The sequence below is a fragment of the Actinoplanes sp. CA-142083 genome (genome assembly GCF_050942195.1).
Classification (GTDB): Bacteria; Actinomycetota; Actinomycetes; order Mycobacteriales; family Micromonosporaceae; genus Actinoplanes.
On sequence record NZ_CP192076.1, the window covers coordinates 8,695,339 to 8,714,818 of the forward strand.

A 19,480-nucleotide genomic window follows, 5' to 3' on the forward strand; every position below is an offset into this window, starting at 1 on the left:
CCCGCCCCATCCACGAAGGGTGCACCGATGCGCAAGCTTGTCGCAGCGGTGGTGCTGGCTGCCGCCGCTATTCTGATCATCCCCACAACCAGTGCCAATGCCGCCGACACCCTGATCTCCCAGGGCAAGACGGCCACCGCCTCGTCCACCGAGTCGGGGGCGTTCCCGGCCTCGAACGCCGTGGACGGCAACTTCGGGACGCGCTGGTCGAGCGCGTTCAGCGATCCTCAGTGGCTTCAGGTCGATCTGGGCGCCTCGGCGACTGTCACATCGGTACTGATCGACTGGGAAGCCGCGTACGCCCGGAGCTTCAGCGTCCGGATCTCGTCCAACGGGAGCTCGTGGAGCACGCTCTACTCGACCACCTCCGGGGCCGGCGGTCGCCAGACTCTGACGGTCAGCGGCTCGGGGCGATATGTCCGGCTGGAGACCACGGTCAGGGCCACGCAGTGGGGCGTGTCGCTCAACGAGTTCCAGGTGTTCGGCAGCGGCGGCGCCACAGGCGGCCCGACCATCCCGCCGGGCGCCGTCCGCGTGGCCGAGTTCCTCGCCGATTGCCCGGCAAGTCATCGCTTGCCAGATGATCCCATCATTTTTCCGAATATGCCCGGTGCATCGCACATGCACAGCTTCTTCGGAAGCGTAGGGACGAACGCCTACTCGACAGTCGACACGCTGCTCAACGCGAACAGTAACTGCAACCCGAGCGTCGACAAGTCGGCCTACTGGATCCCGACGTTCTACAACAATGATGTCCCAGTAGAACCGACCACCGGCGTCTTCTACTACCTCGGCGAGGGCGTGAGCGACGCCCTGATCGCGCAGACCCAGCCGTTCCCGCTCGGCCTGCGGATCGTCGCCGGCAACGCCAAGGCGACCGGCCCCGCCGACAACACGATCGCCCGCTGGTCCTGCCTGGGCCACGGCGAGGTCAACCCGTCCAGCAACTTCGTCACCTGCCCGGCCGGCTCGATGCTGGAGTCCTACCTGGACTTCCCGCACTGCTGGGACGGCGTCCACCTGGACTCGGCCGATCACAAGAGCCACATGGCGTACCCGGTGAACAACGGCTGCCCGGCCAGCCACCCGGTCGTGGTGCCGAAGCTGCGGCAGGTCATGCGCTACCCGGTCAGCGGCAACCCGGCCGGCTTCCGGCTGGCGTCGGGACCCGGATACACGATGCACGGCGACTTCTTCAACGCTTGGCCGGCCGACGAGATGGCCCGGCGGGTCACCAACTGCATCCGCATCATCGTCAAGTGCGGCGCCGACGGACGGCCCTGAGATGAGCAGGGGCGCCGCCGCGGGTGACGGCGGCGCCCCACGCCATGAGAGCGCTCTCCGGGCCGTTCCGGGCGGTGCTATAACAGACCGCATGAGTTCCCGGCCCGCCCGCGGTGGCCAGCACCCGACGATGGACCAGGTGGCCGAGGCCGCAGGCGTCTCCCGGGCCACCGTCTCCCGCGTCATCAACGGCGCGCCCAGCGTCGACGCCAAGATCCGCGAGATGGTCGAGCGGGCGATCGCCCAGACCGGGTACGTGCCGAACGTCGCCGCCCGCAGCCTCGTCACCCGGCGCTCCAACTCGGTGGCCCTGGTGATCAGCGAGCCCGACCGGCCCGACAACAACTCGTTCCTCAACCGGATCTTCACGGATCCGTACTTCGGCCGCATCACCGCCGGCGCGACGAGCGCGCTGCGCCCGCACGACATCCACCTGGTCGTCATCCCCACCGACTCGACCGACCACCACCAGGTGGTGCGCTACCTGCGCCAGGGCCACGTCGACGGGGTCCTGCTGATCAGCAGCCACGAGCAGGACACGCTGCCGCGGCAGGTGCACGAGCTCGGCATCCCGGCCGTGGTGTCGGCCCGGCCCACCTCGCCGATCGCGGTCAGCTACGTCGACGTCGACCAGCGGCTGGGCGCCCGGCTGGCGGCCGACCACTTGCTGAACAGGGGCTGCCAACGGCTGGCGACGATCAGCGGGCCGCTGGACATCCCGTCGGGGCTCGACCGGCTCGAGGGCTTCCGCGACTACCTGACGTCGCGCGGGTTCTCGCCGGTACCGACGATCGAGGGCGACTTCACCCGCTCCGGCGGCGAGGTGGCGGCCCGGCAACTGCTCGCCGGGCACCCCGACATCGACGGCCTGTTCGTGGGCAACGACCTGATGGCCGAGGGCGCGCTGCGGGCGGTGCAGGACCTGGGCCGCCGGGTGCCGGACGACATCGCGGTCGTGGGCTTCGACGACAGCAGCGCCGCGCTGGACTGCCGGCCGTTGCTCACCACCGTGCGCCAGCCGGTGGAGGAGATGGCGGCCGAGATGGCCGAGGTGCTGCTGGCGCACATCGCCAGCCCGGGACGGCTGCCGCGGTCGGTGACCTTCCAGCCGACCCTGGTGATCAGGGATTCGGCGTAGTCCCCCGCGGGTCCCAGGCGAGCGTCACCTCGAAGTTTCCCTCGGTGGCGGCCTTCGCCACCAGCCAGTTGGTGGTGCCGGTGACCTTGATGCCGAACTTCACCTCGACCCGGTCGGGCGCCATCTCCTTCACCTGGTCGAGGACCGCGCGGGCGGCCGCCACCGCCGGGGCCATGGCGGTGCGGACCCGGCCGATCACCTCCTCGGCGGAGGTGGCGGGGACGAAGCCGTCGACCGGCTGGATCTCGAACGAAACCGCGACATCGTCCACGGAGTAAGTGACGATCTGAGACGTCATTCGGGTCAGAGTACAAGCCACGTCAGCCGGGACGGGACCGGCGCCGCCGCGATCCGGTTCTCCTCCCGCATCCGCTGATATTCGGCGACCGGGATGGGGGGCATCAGGGCCCTGTCGGTGTAGACCTTGCCGTTCAAATGATCGATCTCATGGGCGATGCTGCGAGCCAGCGACCCGGTGAAGACCCGCGGCTCCGAGCGTCCATCAAGAGAGACCTTCATCCCGTACGGGCGAAGCAGCCGCCCCCGGACATCGAAGAAGCTCAGGCAGCCCTCGTAGTCGGCGACCTCCTCGTTCGTCACCTCGACGACGCGCGGATTGATCAGCTCGAGGTAGCCGTCCGGGACGTCCGGGCGGCTCACTATCGCGATCTTGTAGCAGATGCCGAGCTGCGGCGCCGCGATCCCCCGGCTGACCCGGGGATTGAACTGGTGGACCCGGCCGACCCACCCGGCGACGTTTCGCAGGTGCCGCAGCACGTCGCCGGCGAACTCGCGACCCTCCTCCCGGTCGAGGTCGACCGATTGCGTCACCGCCGGCAGGTCGCGCTTCTGCAGGATGCCGAACTGACTGAGGACTTGCACCTACCGCTTCCCCTCGCCCAGGTAGAGCCAAATGCTAACTCGTCATGCATGAGACGATCGATCGATGACCACCCTGGAATGGCTTCTCGAGGGCGACCCGTCGATCCGCTGGCAGGTGCTGCGCGACCTCACCGGTGCGCGCGACGACGTCGTGGCCGCCGAGCGGGCGCGGGTCGCCGGCGAGGGCTGGGGTGCGCGTTTGCTGGCGCTGCAGGGCGAGGACGGGCTCTGGGCGGGCGGCGCGCTCTTCCCGGCCGGCACGACCAGCCTGGCGAACGGGCAGCCGTGGACCGCGACCGAGCCGACACTAACGATGCTGCGGACCTTCGGGGCCGAGCCGGGCGACGAGCGTGTCCGCCGGGCGGTGGCCAAGGTCAAGGTCAACTGCCGTTGGGAGTACGACGATCTGCCGTTCTTCGCCGGGGAGGTCGAGCCCTGCATCAACGGGCGGACCGTCGCCCTCGGTGTCTACTTCGGTGAGAACGCCGACGGGATCGTCGCGCGTCTCGTCTCCGAACAGCTCGACGACGGCGGGTGGAACTGCGAGGCCGAGAACGGCTCGGTCCGCTCCTCGTTCGACACCACGATCAACGTGATGGAGGGTTTGCTGGCCCACGAGCGGGCGACCGGCGGCACCCCGGAGTCGATCGCGGCCCGCCGCCGCGCCGAGGAGTACCTGCTGGAGCGTCGCCTGTTCCGCCGTCTCAGCACGGGCGAGGTCGTCAAGCCGGAGTACCTTCAACTCTCGTTCCCGCCGCGCTGGCACTACGACGTGCTGCGGGCGCTGGAGTACTTCCGCGAGGCCGGCGACGCCCCCAACCCGCGGGTGGCCGAGGCGGTCGAGATCGTGCGCGCCAAGCAGCAACCGGACGGCACATGGCCGTTGGAGCACACCCATCGCGGCGCGGTCCACTTCGATCTCGACGACGGTGACGGGAAGCCGAGCCGGTGGAACACGCTGCGGGCGCAACGAGTCCTCGATTGGTACAAGCGCTAGTCCGGCAGGATGGGCACCGACGGGTTGAGGTCGCGGCCCAGCGTCGCGGCCCGGGTCAGCGACTTGGAGCCGAAGCGGTCGCGGACGGCGTCCATCGCCACGTCGAGGCTGTCGTCGTGCAGGTCGTCGAAAAGTGAGGGCTGGACGTTGGCCTCGCTGTCGAGGTTGCTGACCGCCACCCCGACCAGCGTGAGGCCGCGGGTCTCGATCAGCGGGCGGGCCTCGACCAGCAGGGCGCGGGCCGTGTCGAGGATCGCGCGGGTCTGCATGGTGGATTTCAGCAGGCTGCGCGAGCGGGTGGCGCGGCCGAAGTCGTCGAAGCGCAGGCGCAGGGTCACGGTGCGGCCGGCGCGGTGGGCGTTGCGCATGCGGCGGGTCACCCGGTCGACCAGCGCCGCGAGGGTGGCGTCGATCTCGGTGAACGGGCGGGGGCGGCGGCCCAGCGCGCACTGGCTGCCGATCGAGCCGCGGCGGTGGCCGACGCGCACCCGGCGGGGGTCGCGGTTGTGGGCGAGCGCGTGCAGGTGCCGGCCGTGGTGGGCGCCGAGCAGGCTGACCAGGGTGGCCTCGCCGAGGCGGGCCACGTGGCCGACCGTGGTGATCTGGTGTTTGCGCAGCTTGCCGGAGGTGACCGGGCCGACGCCCCAGAGGCGCTCGATCGGCAGCGGATGCAGGAACTCCAGCTCCTTGCCCGGCGCCACCTCGAGCAGGCCGTCGGGCTTGCCGACGCCGCTGGCGACCTTGGCCAGGAACTTGGTGCCGGCGATGCCGACCGTGATCGGCAGGCCGACCTTTTCACGAACGGCAAGACGTAGCTGAGCCGCGATGTCGCGCGCCGGACCCCGGATCTTGTAGAGGCCGGTGACATCGAGGAAGGCCTCGTCGATCGAGATGCCCTCGACGAGCGGGGTGGTGTCACGGAAGATGTCGAAAACCGCGCGGCTGGCCTCCGCGTACGCGTGCATGCGGGGCGGAACCACGACGGCGCGCGGGCAAAGCGCCCGGGCCTGAGTCAATCCCATCGGCGTGCGGACGCCGCACGCCTTGGCCTCATAGCTGGCCGCGAGGACCACGCCCATGCCGACCAGCACCGGACGACAGCGCAGCGAAGGATCATCGCGCTGCTCGACCGACGCGTAGAAAGCGTCGAGATCCGCATGCAGGATCGTCACGCTCCGCATCTTAGAACATCTGTACGACATAGGCCAGCCTACCTGCGGAGACGTTTGTCTAGGCAGCCATAAAAGATCGAGGAATTTATCTGCAGAGTATTGACCGGTGAACATCTGCGGGCGTTATGTGGGGAGGTTCATCCACTTCACTGGCCACTAATGTGGAGGCAAAGTGATCAGATCGACCATGAGGTCGCGGCTGGCGCTGGTGGTCGCACTCGGCACCGCCGCGGCCTCGGTCCTCGGGGCCGGCCCGGCCACCGCCGCGGACCGTCCCGGACGGCACGCCCTCTCCGGGAGCCAGCCTCGATGGCTGTCCCGGGCCCGTGCCACCGGCGGCGCCCCCGCCGCCGCCGACAAGATCCAGTTCGGCATCCTGCTCAAACTGCGCGACGCCGCGACGGCCGAGGCCACCCTCGCCTCGATCTCCGACCCGGCGAGCGCCTCCTACGGCAAATGGCTCTCCACGAGCCAGTTCAAGCAGGCGTACGCCCCGGCGCGGTCCGATGTGGACGCGGTGCGCTCCTGGCTGAAGGGCCAGGGCTTCGCGCTGCGCGACACCCTCGGCGGCATGTACGTCGAGGCGTCCGGCAGCACCGCCCAGATCGACAAGGTCTTCGGCACCACGCTGAAGAACTACGTCTATCAGGGCAAGACGGTGCACGCGAACAGCACCTCGCTCTCCCTGCCCGAGAACACCCCGTCCGCGGTGCTGGGCGTCGTCTCCGGCGTGCTCGGCCTCGACCAGGGCCAGGCGCTCAAGACCCCGGGCGACACGTTGCCCGGCCCGGACGCCGGCTTCCGCCCCGGCACGCCGTCCTCGGCGTACTACGGCGAGAAGACGGCGACCACCCTGCCGGCCGCCAACGGCAAGAAGCAGCCGTACGTGGTCCGCGGTTACGAGCCGCAGCAGTACCAGTCGGCGTACGGCGTGAGCGACCTGATCAAGCACGGCGTCGACGGTCGCGGCGTCACCGTCGCGATCACCGACGCGTTCGCCTCGCCGACCATCGAGCGCGACCTCGCGACGTACTCCCGCAAGCACGGCCTCCCGGCCGTGAGCCGGCACCAGTTCTCGCAGATCACCCCGCCCGCCGACGGTTACGGCCTGATCGACGAGTGCGGCGGCGCCGGCTGGTACGGCGAGGAGACGCTGGACGTGGAGGCCGTGCACTCGATGGCCCCGGGCGCCCGGATCGTCTACGTGGGCGGCGCGGACTGCTCCACCGGCCTCGACGAGGCGTGGGCCACCACGATCGACAACCACGTGGCCGACATCGTCACCAACTCGTGGGGCACCGGCACCGACAAGCTGGCCGACCTGGGCCAGGAGTACATCGACTTCTACCAGCAGTTCTCGCTCGAGGCCGCGCTCACCGGCATCACCGTCGACTTCTCCAGCGGCGACGCCGGCGACGAGACCCAGGGCGGGACCCACCCCGAGCTCAAGACGGTCGACTTCCCGGCCGACCTGCCGTACGTGACCGGGGTCGGCGGCACCAGCGTCGGCATCGACAAGCACGGCAAGCGGGTGTGGGAGCACGGCTGGCAGAGCGCGTACCAGGCGCTGTCGGCCGACGGTAAGTCGTGGGGCGCCCCCGCGTACTCCTCGGGCGGTGGCGGCGGCACGAGCATCCTGTTCGCGCAGCCGTTCTACCAGCGCGGCGTCGTACCGGACTCGATCTCGAAGTACTTCGGGGCGACCCGGATGCGCACCGTCCCCGACATCTCGATGCCGGGCGACCCGAACACGGGCTTCCGGGTCGGGCAGACCCAGGAGTTCCCGGACGGGACGTACTACGACGAGTACCGCATCGGCGGCACCAGCCTGGCGTCGCCGCTGCTGGCCGGTCTGCAGGCGGTGCAGAGCCAGAAGCTGCGCCACCCGGTCGGCTTCGCCAACCCGGCCTACTACCGGGCGATCAACACCAACAAGATCACCGACATCACCGCGCCGAAGAAGCCGGTGCTGCAGGCCCGCGCCAACTTCGTGAACGGGGTGGACGCGGCCGACGGCAAGACCTACCAGCTGCAGACCGTCGACGTGCAGACGACGACGATCCACAGCACGCGGGGCTACGACGCGGAGACCGGCGTCGGCGTACCCGGTCCGGCGTTCTTCAAGTAGTTCGTTCTTTCCACGACGTGGGGCGGGTCACGATGACCCGCCCCACGCGCGTGCCTGGGGAATTCCACAGCGAGAATCTCGGTTGAAGCCGGAGGTTGAGCCCACCCCGCTCAACTCTTGAAGCTGGAGGAACCACCCATGTTGCTCACAAGCGCGAGCGTCCGCGACCTCGACCGGCTCACGGCCCGCGTGATCAACTCGTCGTCCCGCAGCACCGGCGCGCGTCTCGACGCGTACCGGATCGACGACACCTTCCACATCGACATCGACCTGCCCGGCGTGGACCCGGCCGGCATCGACATCACCGTGGACCGCAAGGTCCTGACCGTCCGCGCCGAGCGCAAGCGCGCCGAGGGCGAGAACGTTCAGTACGTCGCGGCCGAGCGCCCGGTGGGCCCGGTCAGCCGCCAGGTGTTCCTCTCGGACACCCTCGACACCGACCGGCTCGACGCCCGCTACGAGAACGGGGTGCTCACGCTGAGCATTCCGGTCAAGGAGAAGGCGGCGCCGCGGAAGATCGAGGTCAGTGCTGGAACCGCAGCCAGTTGAGGTTGACGAACTCGCCGTCCCCGTCGCGGGCGAAGGTCAGATAGACCGTGTGCACACCCGTGACGGGGGTGAGCGTGACCTCGTCGGTACGCCACTGCTGCCAGTCGCCGGTGCGGGTCACCCGCATCGTGCCGATCGGCGTCGCGTCGGGCGCGTCGAGACGGATGTCCATCCGGCCGCCGTCGTCGGCCGCCGACGCGACCCGCACGTCGACCTTGGTGGCCGGCACCGGCCCGAAGTCGTAGCCGTCGAACCGGATCGAGTCGCCGTTGGCTATCCAGCCGACGTTCTGCCCGCCGCCCTCGTCGGTGGTCTCCTGGGCCTGGATGCCGGTGAGCCCGCCCGACTCGGCCTGGAGCTTCTCGTAGACCGTCGGTGACGGCGGCGGTGTCGTCGGGGCCTGCGTCTCGGGAGGCGGCGCGGACGATGCCGACAAAACGGGCACTGCGGCGGCCGGCGCCGGCGTGTCCTGCCAGCGCCCGATCAAGTAGCCCACGAGCACCAGGCCCACCGCCGCCAGCGCGTAGATGACGCGCTGGCGAGTGCGGTAGGCCCGGGTGCGGTAGACGGACGGATTCGGCGGAGCGACCACTAGACCGCTTCGGCGACGATCGACTCGACCGGCGGCTCGGCGAAGTGGCAGGCCACCTCCTGGTTGGGCGCCTTCACCTCGAGAGCCGGGTCCTGGGTGGTGCAGATGTCCTGCGCCTTCCAGCACCGGGTGCGGAAGCGGCAGCCCGACGGCGGGTCGACCGGGCTGGGCACGTCGCCCACCAGGCGGATCCGCTGCTTCGGCGGCACGCCGCGGACCACGGCGATGTCCGGCACCGCGGAGAGCAGCGCTTGCGTGTACGGATGCTGCGGCTTCTCGTAGAGCGCGTCCCGCGGCGCCTCCTCGACCACCCGGCCGAGATACATGACCGCTACCCGGTCGCAGAAGTGCCGCACCACGCCGAGGTCGTGGGCGATGAAGACGAACGCGATGCCCAGCTCCTTGCGGAGGTTCTCCAGCAGGTTCATCACCTGGGCCTGGATGGACACGTCGAGCGCGGAGACCGGCTCGTCCGCCACGATGATCTTGGGCCGGGCGGCGAGCGCGCGGGCGATGCCGATGCGCTGCCGCTGACCGCCGGAGAACTCGTGCGGATAGCGGTTGTAGTGCTCGGGGTTGAGGCCCACGACCTCGAGGAGCTCCTGCACCCGGGAAAGCTCGCCGGCCTTGGGAACCATGCCGTGCGTGCGCAGCGCGGTGCCGACGATCGTGCCGACCGTGTGCCGCGGGTTCAGCGACGAGTACGGGTCCTGGAAGATCAGCTGGATCTCGCGCCTGTACGGCCGCAGCTGCCGCTCGGACATGTGCGCGATGTCGACGCCCTGATACTTGATCGCGCCGGCGGTCGGCTCGAGCAGCCGGGTGATCAGCCGCGCGGTCGTGGACTTGCCACAGCCGGACTCGCCGACCAGGCCCAGCGTCTCGCCGGGCTGCACGGTCAGGCTGACGCCGTCCACGGCCTGCACCCACTTGGTGCCGCGGGCCAGGAGGCCGTCGCCCTTGGTCCGGAAGTGCATCTTGACGTCGTTCAGCTCGAGCAGGGGCGCGCCCTCCACCGAGCGGACGCCGGACTTGGCGGTGGTGGTAGGAGTGGTCATCGTCAGTGGTCCTAAGGCAGCCGGGGCAGGACTTCGGTCTCGAACACCTTGTCGGGTTCCTTCAGGTGGCACCGGGAGGTGCGGCCCTGGTCCGCGGTCCGCGGGATCAGCTCGGGCTTGAGGGTCCGGCACAGGTCGCCGCCCACCCGCTCGCGGAACTCGCACCGCGGGTGGAACGCGCAGCCGCTGGGCATGGCGAGCAGGCTCGGCGGCGACCCGGGGATCGGGTGCAGCGGGCCGGGCGTGCCGGAGACCGCCGGGATGCTCTCCAGCAGGCCCCAGCTGTACGGGTGCAGCGGCGTGCCGAGGATCTTGTCGACCGGCCCGTGCTCGACCGCGTTGCCGGCGTACATCACCAGGATGTCGTCGGCGATCTCGGCCACCACCCCGAGGTCGTGGGTGATGAAGACGACCGCCGAGCCGAAGTCGCGCTGGAGGTCGGCGATCAGGTCCAGGATCTGCGCCTGCACGGTCACGTCGAGCGCCGTGGTGGGCTCGTCGGCGATCAGCAGCTTGGGGTCGTTGACCAGCGCCATCGCGATCATCGCGCGCTGCCGCATGCCGCCCGAGAACTCGTGCGGGTACTGGTCGACGCGGCGGGCCGGGTTGGGGATGCCGACCCGGCCGAGCATCTCGACCGCGCGGGCCTTGGCCGCCTTCTTCGACACGTTGTTGTGTGCCTTGTACGACTCGGTGATCTGGTCGCCGATCGTGAAGAACGGGTGCAGCGAGGACTGCGGGTCCTGGAAGATCATCGCGGCGTCGGCGCCCCGGAAGGTCATCAGCTCCTTCTCCGACATGCCGACGACCTCCTTGCCGCCGACCTTGATCGACCCGGAGATCCAGGTCGACTTGCGGTCGTGCAGGCCCATGATCGCCATGCTGGAGACGCTCTTGCCGGAGCCGGACTCGCCCACGATCGCGAGCGTGCGCCCCAGCGGCAGCGAGTAGCTCAGGCCCTGGACCGCCTGCACCTTGCCGTCCGCGGTGGGGAACTGCACGTGCAGGTCGTGGACCTCGAGGTACGCCTCCTCGCCCTCACGGCGGGCGCGGGGCTCGCGGGTGACCGTCTGCGGGGCCCGGACAGTCTGATCGGTCATGTTGCCGCCTTGCTGTGCTGGGCCGCTCATCCGAGCCGCACCCGGGGGTCGAGGACGGTGTACAGGATGTCGACCGCGAGGTTCATGACTACCAGGACCGTCGCGCCAACGACCACGCCGCCCATCAGGACCGGCAGGTCGTACTGGTTGAACGCGTTGAGCAGGCGCAGGCCGAGGCCGGGCAGCTGGAAGATGCGCTCGGTGAAGATCGTGTTGACCAGCTGGAAGGCGACGTCGACACCGAAGATCGTGATGACCGGGGTCATGGCGGCCCGCAGGCCGTGCCGGTAGACCACGCGCCGTTCCGAGATGCCCTTCGACCGGGCCGTACGGGTGTAGTCCTGCCCCAGGGCCTCGATCATGGAGGCCCGGGAGTACCGGGTGTACGAGGCCGAGTTGGTCAGGCCGAGACAGAGCCAGGCCGCGAGCAGACCGCTGGCCCACGAGACCGGATTCTCGAAGAACGGCGTGTACTGCGTCTTCGGCAGGAACGTGGCGTACAGGGCGATGACCAGGGCGACGATGAAGTACGGGACCGAGCCGAGGACCAGCGAGCCGCCGACGGCGACGCGGTCCAGGGTGGTCCCTCTGAGTCTGGCCGCGGTCGTGCCGATCAGGACGCCGAAGAGCAGATAGATGGTGGCGCCGCCGATGACGATCGAGAGGGTGACCGGGACGGCCTTGGCGAGGATGTCGGTGACGGGCACGCCGAGCACGTACGAGTAGCCGAGGCAGGGCGCATCGCAGTGCCGGGTGACGCCGCCGGTGGTGTAGTCGCGGCCGACGACGATGCCCTTGAAGTACGAGGTGATCTGGGTGACCACGGGCTCGTCGAGATCGAGGCTGTCGGTGATGTTCTGAAGCCGCTCCGGGGTGCACCGCGGGCCGCAGATGACACCGGCCGGGTCGGTCGGCGCGACGAAGAACAGCAAGAAGCTGGCCACCACTGTGACTATCACGACCGAGATCGCGCTGATCACGCGTCGCAGGATGTACAGCAGCACGGCGGGCACCTCTGGAGATGTAGAGATCGGGAACTGGGGGAACGAAGGTAGGCGTTACCGGTGGCCCGGCCGCCGCGAAGCGGCCGAGCCACCGGCTGAAGGACTGACCGAGGTCAGCTCTTCAGGTACATCTCCGGGAAGAACGGCATGCCCACGGTGGCGTCGCCGACGGCGCCGCCCACGTTGCTACCGGCGATGACGGCCATCTTGGTGTAGTACCAAGGCAGCGCGACGTACTTGCCCATGATCTCCTGGTCCAGCGGGGCCCACTTGGCGGTGGCCTCGTCGGTCGGCAGGGCCGCGACGTCCTCGATCTTCTTGTCGAGGGCGGCGTCCTGCTGGAAGCCCCAGCTGATGCCGTCGCTGATCGAGCGGGACTCGAACAGCACCGGGAGCCACGACGAGCCGGTCGGCCAGTCGGAGCACCAGCCGCGCGGACCCTGAGCCAGGTTCACCGGGGCGCTGTAGTCCGAGATCTTGGCGCGCAGGTCGGCCGTGGCCACACCGATCGCCTTGACCTTGAAGCCGGCCTTGGTGAGGGCGTCGGCGCGGATGTTCGAGATCTGCTGCGGCAGCGGCTTGGTGTTGTCGTAGTACCAGCTGACCTCGAAGCCGACCTTGCCGGCCTCGGTGAGCAGCGCCTTGGCGCCCGCGGCGTCACCGGCGCCGGTGCCGGTCAGGTCCGGGTACGGCGTGTACTTGGTGTGGCCCGGAACGCCCGGCGGGAGGAAGGTGCTGGCCGGCTCGGCGCTGTAGTCGTTGTTGCCGTTCGCCTTGGACAGCGCGTCCCACGGCATCGCCTTGGCGATCGCCTGGCGGACCTTGAGGTCCGTGATCTTGCGGGTGTCGATGTTCAGCACGTAGAGGCAGGGGCTCTCACCCTTGATCAGCTGGTTGGCCTTGTCGCCGGTCAGCTGCGGGATCAGCGAGGCGTCGATCTCCTCGTACTGCAGCGCGTTGGCGTCGTCGCCGTTGCTGTTCAGAACCTTCTGCTGGGTCGAGACGAGCTCGCCGCCCCACTTGAAGCTCCACGCGTCGGCGTACGCGTGGCGCACGGCGTCGGTGTTGGGGTCCCAGTTCGGGTTCTTCTTCAGGGTCAGCGAGGTGCCGGCGACGTACTGGTCGAACATGTACGGACCGGTCGACAGCGGGTGGTTCTTGTAGTCCTGCTTCGTGTCCTTCGCCTTGGGGATCGGCGTGAACATCGGGAAGGTCATGTAGAACGGCAGGTCCGAGAACGGCTTGGCGAGGTGGATGATCAGGGTGTCGGTGCCCTGGGTCTCCACGCCGGCGTAGGTGTCGCCGTCGGTGTACGGGCCCTTGTACTTGTCGCCGTCCTTGAAGTAGCTCAGCTGGTAGGCCGGGCCGTTCGGGAAGACGTCGTGGGCGAACGAGCGCTTGATCGCGTACGCCAGGTCCTCGACCTTGACGTCCGTGCCGTCCTCGTACTTGTACGTGCCGGTCATCTTGAAGGTCCACGTCAGCTTGTCCGCCGAGACCGTACCGAGGTCGGTCAGGTCGGGGACGAGGACCGGCTGGCCGTTCCGGACCGCGTACTGCGTCGGGGTACGGAAGGTCAGTTTCTCGATCTCGTTCGAGTCGGTGTAGTACGTGTCGGTGGGGTCGAAGGTCGACGGCGTCGACTGGGCGTAGATCGTGATCGTGCCGCCCTTGTGGACGCCGGGCGCCTCCGGGGCCGGGCCCTTGGCGTTGGGGTCGGTTGCGCTCTGCTGCGCCGAGATCTTGCCGGTGTCGGCCTTACCCGAATCATTCTTGGACGACGGGCTACCACAGCCCGACAGTCCGAGGGCCACGGCTGCTGTCGCCGCCACGGCCACCTTGAAGCGCCTTGCCATTTCTCCTCTTTCTTTACAGGGCGTCGACGGGGTCACCGTCGGGTGCGGGGATCGAAAGCGTCTCGGATCGAGTCACCGAGCAAGCTCAGCGCCAGCACCAGGATGCTGATCGCCAGGACGGGCAGCCACAGGTAGAGCGGGTCGGCCCGGTAGTAGGTCGTCGCGTAGGCGATCGTGAGCCCCCACGACGGGGTCGGCTCGACCAGACCCACGCCGAGGAAGGTCAGACCCGCCTCGGCGACGATGTAGGTCGGCAGAGCCAGCGAAGTGGAGATGATGATCGGCGCCACCAGGTTCGGCAGCAACTCCTTGAACAAGACCTTGCGGGTGGGCACCCCGAGCACCTTGGCGGCCGCGATGAACTCGCGCTCGCGCAGGGACAGCACCTCACCGCGGATCAGGCGGGCCAGGCTGGCCCAGCCGAAGAACGAGAGCACGAGGATCAGCGACGCGAACCGCGCCTTGGTGACGTCACTCGTGCCGGCCTCGGTGGCGTCGCCCACGAAGATCGTGAGCAGCACGGCCGGGACGGCGATCGCGAAGAGGAGGTAGGGCAGGCTCAGGACGAAGTCGATGATCCACGAGATGATCCGGTCGGCCCAGCCGCCGAGGAAGCCGGCGAGCAGACCCATGATCACGCCGACCACGCCGGTGATCACCGTAACCGAGATCGCCACGATGAGTGACGGCCGGGCGCCGTAGACGAACCTTGCGAACAGGTCGCGGCCGAGCCGGGGCTCGACGCCGAACCAGTGGTCCGGGGTCGCCGAGATCGTCGGCAGGCCGTACTGGTCGAGCAGGTCCTGGTGCAGCGTGGTGGGGTCCTGGCCCTCGAGCTTGGCCAGCAGCGGCGCGAACACGGCGATCGCGACGAAGAACAGGAAGATGCCCAGGCAGACCATGGCCAGCCGGTCCTTGCGCAGGCGCGCCAGGGCGATCTGGGTCGGCGACTTACGCCGGGTCTCCACCTTTTTCGCCTCGCCGGTCGGCGTGGTCATCGCGTCGATAGGGGCGCCGACGCGCTCCACACCCGCCTCTTCGATCAGCGGTTCCACGCTTGATCACCTCCATGAACGACACACCCTCACATGCGTCGTGCGTGAGAGGTATTCGGATGCTGCGGTTGGCAAACTAGTCCGGAACTGGCTCGTAGGAAATGAGTTGACGCATCGAATGAATAACAGCCCGCTGAAAGCCGCTCGTCACCCGGATCACACCGGGCGTCCTCCTAGCAGGGCACGAACACTTACTTGAGTAGACAAACCGCCTATCTTGACGATCAAGACTGGGTGGTATGTCCGAAATCACAACTCAAAGGGCAATCGTACTGTTGCGCAAAGTCATCGAAGTCCGGTTCCTGCGTTTGCGGCTCGCTGTTTCGCCCGGGTTTCGCCGTGATGTCGATCATGGGGACCCCCCACCGTCGGATCCTGCGGCGGTGAGCGCTTCCACACGGAAGATCTACGGCCGATCGACGGGACGGGGGCGGGATCGACGGCGCGAGGCCCCGCCGAGGCACGGTTCCGTGTTGATCACCGTTACTCCATGAAGTCGGCCGCCGCGCCATTCCGATTACGATTGGGTCGCCATTCCCGGCGATTACCGGACTTCGACGCGCGTCATCCCTACTCCCCGAAGTTGATCGGCGCGAGGGCGGTGAGGATCTCCTCCGCCCGCTCCCCCGCCGCGACCGGGTCGGCGTCCGGCCCGCCGATCAGCGGATCCCAGTTCAGGTCGTAGAAGAGCTCGGTCACGCCCGCCTCCGCGTACAGCTGGGCGCCGCCGCGGATCTGCTCCCAGCCGCCCGACAGCGGCATCGCGTCGTCCCGGCGGCCGGCCTGCACGTTCCCGCGGACCACGATCCGGGCCAGGTCGGGGTCGCGACCCGCCTCCTCGGCGGCCCGGCGCACGATCTGCACCCCGCGTGCGACGTCGTCCAGGCTGCTCCGGCTGCTGGTCACCCAGCCCGCCGAGATCCGGCCGGCGCGCCGCAGCGCCGCGTCCGCGGTCCCGCCGAGCAGCACCGGCGGGCCGCCCGCCTGCACCGGCCGCGGCCGCATCGTGCTCGGGGGCACCTGGTAGAGCTCGCCGTCGAAGGCGGCCACCTCGTCGTTCCAGAGCGTGTGCAGCACCGCGAGGTACTCCTCGATGCGGCGGCCGCGCGGATCGGGACGCGAGCCGGTCGCCCGGAACTCGGGCTCCGACCAGCCGGTGCCCAGCCCGAGGTCGTGACGTCCCGCGGAGAGCACGTCGAGGGTCGCGGCCTGCTTGGCGAGATAGGCCGGCGACACGTACGGCAGGTTGATCACCGACACGCCGAGCCGGATGCGCTCCGTGCACGCGGCGGCGTAGCCGAGCGCGACGAGCGGGTCGAGCACGCTCCGGTAGACGGGCGCCATGTGCTGCTCGCGCCCGGCGAGCAGCCGCTGGAACGACCACAGTCCGTGATATCCGAGCTCCTCGGCGAGCCTCGCGAACCGCCCGAGCGACGCGGGCGTGGCCCACGCTCCGGACACCGGCAGACCACAGCTGATCAACATGCGCTCACCGTAGCCGGGCGAACTCGGCGGTGAGGAGGTCGCCCAGCTCGGCCAGGCGGTCGTCGGGGGCCGCGGCGTGGATGGCCGCGACGAAGGAGAGGTAGGCGGCGCGCAGGGCCGGGCGCGTCCCGTCGCCGGCCAGGAGCCGGTGGGTGGCGTCGGCGACCGGGCGGAAGTCGGCGGGTGTCTCGGCGGGCACGCCCGGCAGCAGGTCGGGCGGGCCCGGGGCGGCGGGCGACGGCGCCGGGCTCGGGTCGGCCATCTCGGCGCGCAGGCGGAGGTTGGCGCCCAGCAGGCCGGGGCGGGAGCCCTCGAAGGTGACGGCGGGCTCGAACTCGCGGGCGATCAGGCCGGCGCCGAGGGCGTTCAGGTGGCCGGGGTCGAGGTCGGTGCGGATGTCGCCCGGGCCCAGCCCGAAGTAGCCGCAGAGGCGGTCCCGGACGGCCGGGACGCGGGTCGAGCAGCCGGAGAGCACCACCTGGTCCACCCCGTCGCGGCCGACGCCGTGCTCGGCCTCGGCAAAGGCGAGGGCGGCGGTGAGGTGGCCGAGAGATTTGGTCACGTCGGGCTCGATCATCGCCTCGAAGCCGCGGCGGGACAGGGACACGCCGGCGCTCACGGTGGCGGTCAGCAGCGGCAGCTCGAGGACCGTGCTCACGGCGGTGGAGAGCTCGCGCTTGCGGAGCTCGGCCTCCCGGCGGATGCGGGTACGGATGTGGTCGTCGCGGCTCAGGTCGACGTGGTGCCGTTCGCGGATCTGCCGCAGGGCGTACCCGATGATGTGCTCGTCGAAATCGTCGCCGCCCAGCCGGGGGTCGCCGGCCCCGCCCAGCACCGCCACGCCGTCCGGGTTGATCCGCACGATTGCGGTCTCGAAGGTGCCCCCGCCCAGGTCGTAGATGGCGTAGGTGCGCTCCCGGTCGTCCGCGCCGAGGGCCACGGCGGCCGCGACCGGGTCGTCGAGCAGGCGGCGCACGTTGAGCTGGGCCAGGCCGGCCGCCTCCCGGATCGCGCGGCGCTGCGGCTCGCCGGCCGACCCGGAGACGGTGACGACGGCGTCGTGGACCGGGCCGCCCAGGAACGCCTCGGCCCGCCGCTTCAGCTCGATCAGCAGGAACGCGCAGATCTCGGGCGGGCGGTACTGCCGGCCGCGCAGGCGGACCCGCTCGTCGCTGCCGAGCTCACGCTTGATGCCGGCGATCACCGGCTGGGCGTCGTCCTCGGGCTGGCGGCCGACGACGATCTGGCCGGCCGCGTCCTGCGTCACGATGGAGGACAGCGGGTCGGGGATGACGACCGGCTCGCTCCCGTTCCAGACGGACATGGTGCAGGAGGTCGTGCCGAGGTCGATGCCGATGACCGGATGGTAGGAGGTCTGCTGGGTCAAGGCCGCCCCCTATGACCAGCTGTCTGTCGGTCAAGTTACACATGTCGCGGTACTGACCACGGTCGATCAGTCGTGCATCCGACGAACGCTGGACAGCCGGGTCGCCGACCGGGGCGGGACGTGAAAGAGTTCATGCTCATGGCGGTTGAGCTGATCGATCTGACGCCGGACGAGCTCGAGGCCCGCCGCCCGGCGATGGCGGCGAACTTCGCCCGCGACGTCGTGCAGAACTTCGGGGTCGACCCCGATCGGGCGCTCGGCCAGTCCGCCCACCAGATCAGCGCCGGCCTGCCCGACGGCGTCGCCACCGAGGGACAGCTGCTGCGCAAGGCGGTCGACGGCGGCGACGAGGTCGGCTTCCTGTGGATGTCGATGCCGGGCACCGTCTACCCCGACATGGCCTGGCTCTCCGAGATCGAGGTCGCCGACGGGCTGCGCGGCCGCGGCTACGGCAGCCGGATGATCGAGGCCGCCGAGGCCGACCTGTCCGCCCGGGGCGTCAAGCGGATCGGCCTGCACGTATTCGGCCACAACGTCGGCGCCCGCCGCCTCTACCAGCGGCTCGGCTACCGCATCATGAGCCAGGTGCGGGCCCGCCCGATCGTCCCCGAGACAGCCGGCGACGGCGATCTCACGTTGACGCCGATGACCCAGCGGACGTACGAGGAGCACGTCGCCGACCTCGCCGCCAACGACCCGTTCGCCCTCGTGCGCGACCCGTCCGCCGACACCGAGCGGGCGATGCGGACGGCCGGCCGGACAGCGCCCGCCGGCGTGGCCACCGAGGGCATCCTGCTGCGCACCGCGCATATCGACGGCGACGAGGTCGGCTGGGTGTGGTGCTCGCTGCCCACCCCCGACCGCCCCACGATCGGCCTGGTCCTGCACCTCGAGATCGCCCGGGAGCGGCGCCGCCAGGGCCTGGGCCGCCGCGTGATGGCCGCGACCGAGGCCGAGCTGGCCCGGCACGGCGTGCCCCGGATCGGCCTGAGCGTCCCCGGCCGCGTCGAGGCCCTCGCCTTCGCCGACTCGCTCGACATGAGCCTGGCCTCCGAGCAGATGATCAAGGATCTCTAGCGTCCAGCGCGTCGTTCAGGGCCTGCGACGCCCAGCCGATCCGCTGCGCGCTCAGGCCGGCCGACCGCGCCTGGTGCACCGCCTCCCGCAGCAGCCGCAGCGCCTCGGCCCGGTTGCCGGCGGCCAGCTCGGCCTCCCCCAGCGCGAGCGTCCCGGTGGCGACTCGCCGCGGATCGCCGTACCTCTCCCGCAGCACCTGCGACATGCGCAGGTGCCGCAGTCCCTGGATCGGGTCGCCGGCCGCGTAGACGTAGTAGAAGCCGAGGTGCCGGTGCACCTCGGAGCGCACCATCTCGTCGGCGTACCGCTCGGCGAGCGTGAGCGCCTCCTGGTAGAACGGCAGCGCGGTCTGCCAGTCGCCGCGCAGCACCTGATGCACCAGCCCCAGCCCTAAAAGCGCCTCGGCGGCTCCGGCCGGGTCGTCCGCCTCGCGCTGGATGGCGAGCGCCTCCTGGAACAGGCGCTCCTCGGCGGCCCAGTCGGCCCGGGTGAGGTCGCCGCCGAGCGCCTGGAAGTGCAGCAGCATGCCGAGCCGGGTCAGCGCCGCGGCCTCGTCGATCCGGTCGCGGTTCTCCCGCGCACGCAGCCGGGCGGCCTCCAGCAACTGGCGGGCGGGCAGGTAGTCACCGGTGCGGAACGCGGCCTCGACGAGGGCCTCGCTCCCCGCGGCGAGCAGTGCCCCGGCGGTCGGCTCGCTCCCCATGGACATCGACGGT

18 protein-coding genes are annotated in these 19,480 nt (G+C 69.9%); 6 read left to right on the plus strand and 12 right to left on the minus strand.

The genetic code is table 11. From position 1 onward, the window contains the following. Nucleotides 1-27: 27 nt before the first annotated feature. Nucleotides 28-1,284 carry a DUF1996 domain-containing protein gene (locus tag ACQPZX_RS39805; protein WP_433367531.1) on the plus strand — a complete coding sequence of 419 codons (1,257 nt, stop codon included), beginning with the start codon at nt 28-30 and terminating at the stop codon, nt 1,282-1,284. Between the two features lie 91 nt (nt 1,285-1,375). Continuing rightward, entirely contained in the window at nt 1,376-2,422 is a 1,047-nt protein-coding gene (locus ACQPZX_RS39810) for a LacI family DNA-binding transcriptional regulator (RefSeq protein WP_433367534.1), read from the plus strand. Here the strand turns inward: ACQPZX_RS39810 and ACQPZX_RS39815 are convergent. Both ACQPZX_RS39815 and ACQPZX_RS39820 read right to left on the minus strand, forming a co-directional pair. Further along, complete coding sequence (locus ACQPZX_RS39815) at nt 2,406-2,720, minus strand: CU044_2847 family protein (RefSeq protein ID WP_433367537.1); 315 nt, start codon at nt 2,718-2,720, stop codon at nt 2,406-2,408. The genes ACQPZX_RS39810 and ACQPZX_RS39815 overlap by 17 nt on opposite strands. A gap of 5 nt (nt 2,721-2,725) precedes the next feature. After that, complete coding sequence (locus tag ACQPZX_RS39820) at nt 2,726-3,304, minus strand: peptide deformylase (RefSeq protein WP_433367540.1); 579 nt, start codon at nt 3,302-3,304, stop codon at nt 2,726-2,728. A gap of 64 nt (nt 3,305-3,368) precedes the next feature. Between ACQPZX_RS39820 and ACQPZX_RS39825 the strand changes: the two genes are divergently transcribed. Then, entirely contained in the window at nt 3,369-4,301 is a 933-nt protein-coding gene (locus ACQPZX_RS39825; RefSeq protein ID WP_433367543.1) for a hypothetical protein, read from the plus strand. Here ACQPZX_RS39825 and dinB read toward each other — a convergent pair. Continuing rightward, on the minus strand, nt 4,298-5,482 hold the full coding sequence (dinB, locus tag ACQPZX_RS39830) for a DNA polymerase IV (protein WP_433367546.1): 1,185 nt from the start codon (nt 5,480-5,482) through the stop codon (nt 4,298-4,300). The genes ACQPZX_RS39825 and dinB overlap by 4 nt on opposite strands. Before the next feature lie 163 nt (nt 5,483-5,645). On the opposite strand from dinB, the gene ACQPZX_RS39835 reads away from it, so the two are divergent. Next, nucleotides 5,646-7,601 (plus strand): S53 family peptidase, encoded by a 1,956-nt coding sequence (locus ACQPZX_RS39835; protein ID WP_433367549.1) that lies wholly within the window; start codon nt 5,646-5,648, stop codon nt 7,599-7,601. Between the two features lie 138 nt (nt 7,602-7,739). Beyond that, the gene (locus tag ACQPZX_RS39840; protein WP_433367552.1) at nt 7,740-8,150 is read left to right on the plus strand and encodes an Hsp20/alpha crystallin family protein; all 411 of its coding nucleotides are present in this window, start codon (nt 7,740-7,742) and stop codon (nt 8,148-8,150) included. On the opposite strand, the gene ACQPZX_RS39845 is transcribed toward ACQPZX_RS39840, so the two are convergent. The 8 genes from ACQPZX_RS39845 to ACQPZX_RS39880 form a co-directional block, all read right to left on the minus strand. Next, a complete protein-coding gene (locus ACQPZX_RS39845) occupies nt 8,125-8,742 on the minus strand; it encodes a carbohydrate-binding protein (protein WP_433367555.1) in 618 nt (205 codons plus the stop codon). The two genes, ACQPZX_RS39840 and ACQPZX_RS39845, sit on opposite strands and share 26 nt — an antisense overlap. Further along, nucleotides 8,742-9,800 (minus strand): ABC transporter ATP-binding protein, encoded by a 1,059-nt coding sequence (locus ACQPZX_RS39850; RefSeq protein WP_433367558.1) that lies wholly within the window; start codon nt 9,798-9,800, stop codon nt 8,742-8,744. The genes ACQPZX_RS39845 and ACQPZX_RS39850 overlap by 1 nt, the downstream gene beginning before the upstream one ends. A gap of 11 nt (nt 9,801-9,811) precedes the next feature. Continuing rightward, nucleotides 9,812-10,900, minus strand: a complete 1,089-nt coding sequence (locus ACQPZX_RS39855) for an ABC transporter ATP-binding protein (RefSeq protein WP_433367560.1) — start codon at nt 10,898-10,900, stop codon at nt 9,812-9,814. Between the two features lie 26 nt (nt 10,901-10,926). Further along, a complete protein-coding gene (locus tag ACQPZX_RS39860) occupies nt 10,927-11,904 on the minus strand; it encodes an ABC transporter permease (RefSeq protein WP_433367563.1) in 978 nt (325 codons plus the stop codon). Nucleotides 11,905-12,017: 113 nt separating this feature from the next. Then, nucleotides 12,018-13,760: an ABC transporter substrate-binding protein gene (locus ACQPZX_RS39865; protein WP_433367566.1), complete on the minus strand. Its 1,743-nt coding sequence runs from the start codon at nt 13,758-13,760 to the stop codon at nt 12,018-12,020. A 32-nt stretch (nt 13,761-13,792) separates the two neighbouring features. Continuing rightward, nucleotides 13,793-14,815, minus strand: a complete 1,023-nt coding sequence (locus tag ACQPZX_RS39870; RefSeq protein WP_433367569.1) for an ABC transporter permease — start codon at nt 14,813-14,815, stop codon at nt 13,793-13,795. A gap of 570 nt (nt 14,816-15,385) precedes the next feature. Beyond that, nucleotides 15,386-16,300, minus strand: a complete 915-nt coding sequence (locus ACQPZX_RS39875) for a TIGR03619 family F420-dependent LLM class oxidoreductase (protein WP_433367572.1) — start codon at nt 16,298-16,300, stop codon at nt 15,386-15,388. A gap of 4 nt (nt 16,301-16,304) precedes the next feature. Next, complete coding sequence (locus tag ACQPZX_RS39880) at nt 16,305-17,687, minus strand: Hsp70 family protein (protein ID WP_433367575.1); 1,383 nt, start codon at nt 17,685-17,687, stop codon at nt 16,305-16,307. A gap of 138 nt (nt 17,688-17,825) precedes the next feature. Here ACQPZX_RS39880 and ACQPZX_RS39885 point away from each other — a divergent pair, with 138 nt between their 5' ends. Continuing rightward, nucleotides 17,826-18,764, plus strand: coding sequence for a GNAT family N-acetyltransferase (locus ACQPZX_RS39885; RefSeq protein ID WP_433367578.1), 939 nt, complete (start codon nt 17,826-17,828; stop codon nt 18,762-18,764). On the opposite strand, the gene ACQPZX_RS39890 is transcribed toward ACQPZX_RS39885, so the two are convergent. Further along, nucleotides 18,751-19,467 (minus strand): tetratricopeptide repeat protein, encoded by a 717-nt coding sequence (locus ACQPZX_RS39890; RefSeq protein WP_433367581.1) that lies wholly within the window; start codon nt 19,465-19,467, stop codon nt 18,751-18,753. The two genes, ACQPZX_RS39885 and ACQPZX_RS39890, sit on opposite strands and share 14 nt — an antisense overlap. Between the last annotated feature and the right edge of the window lie 13 nt (nt 19,468-19,480).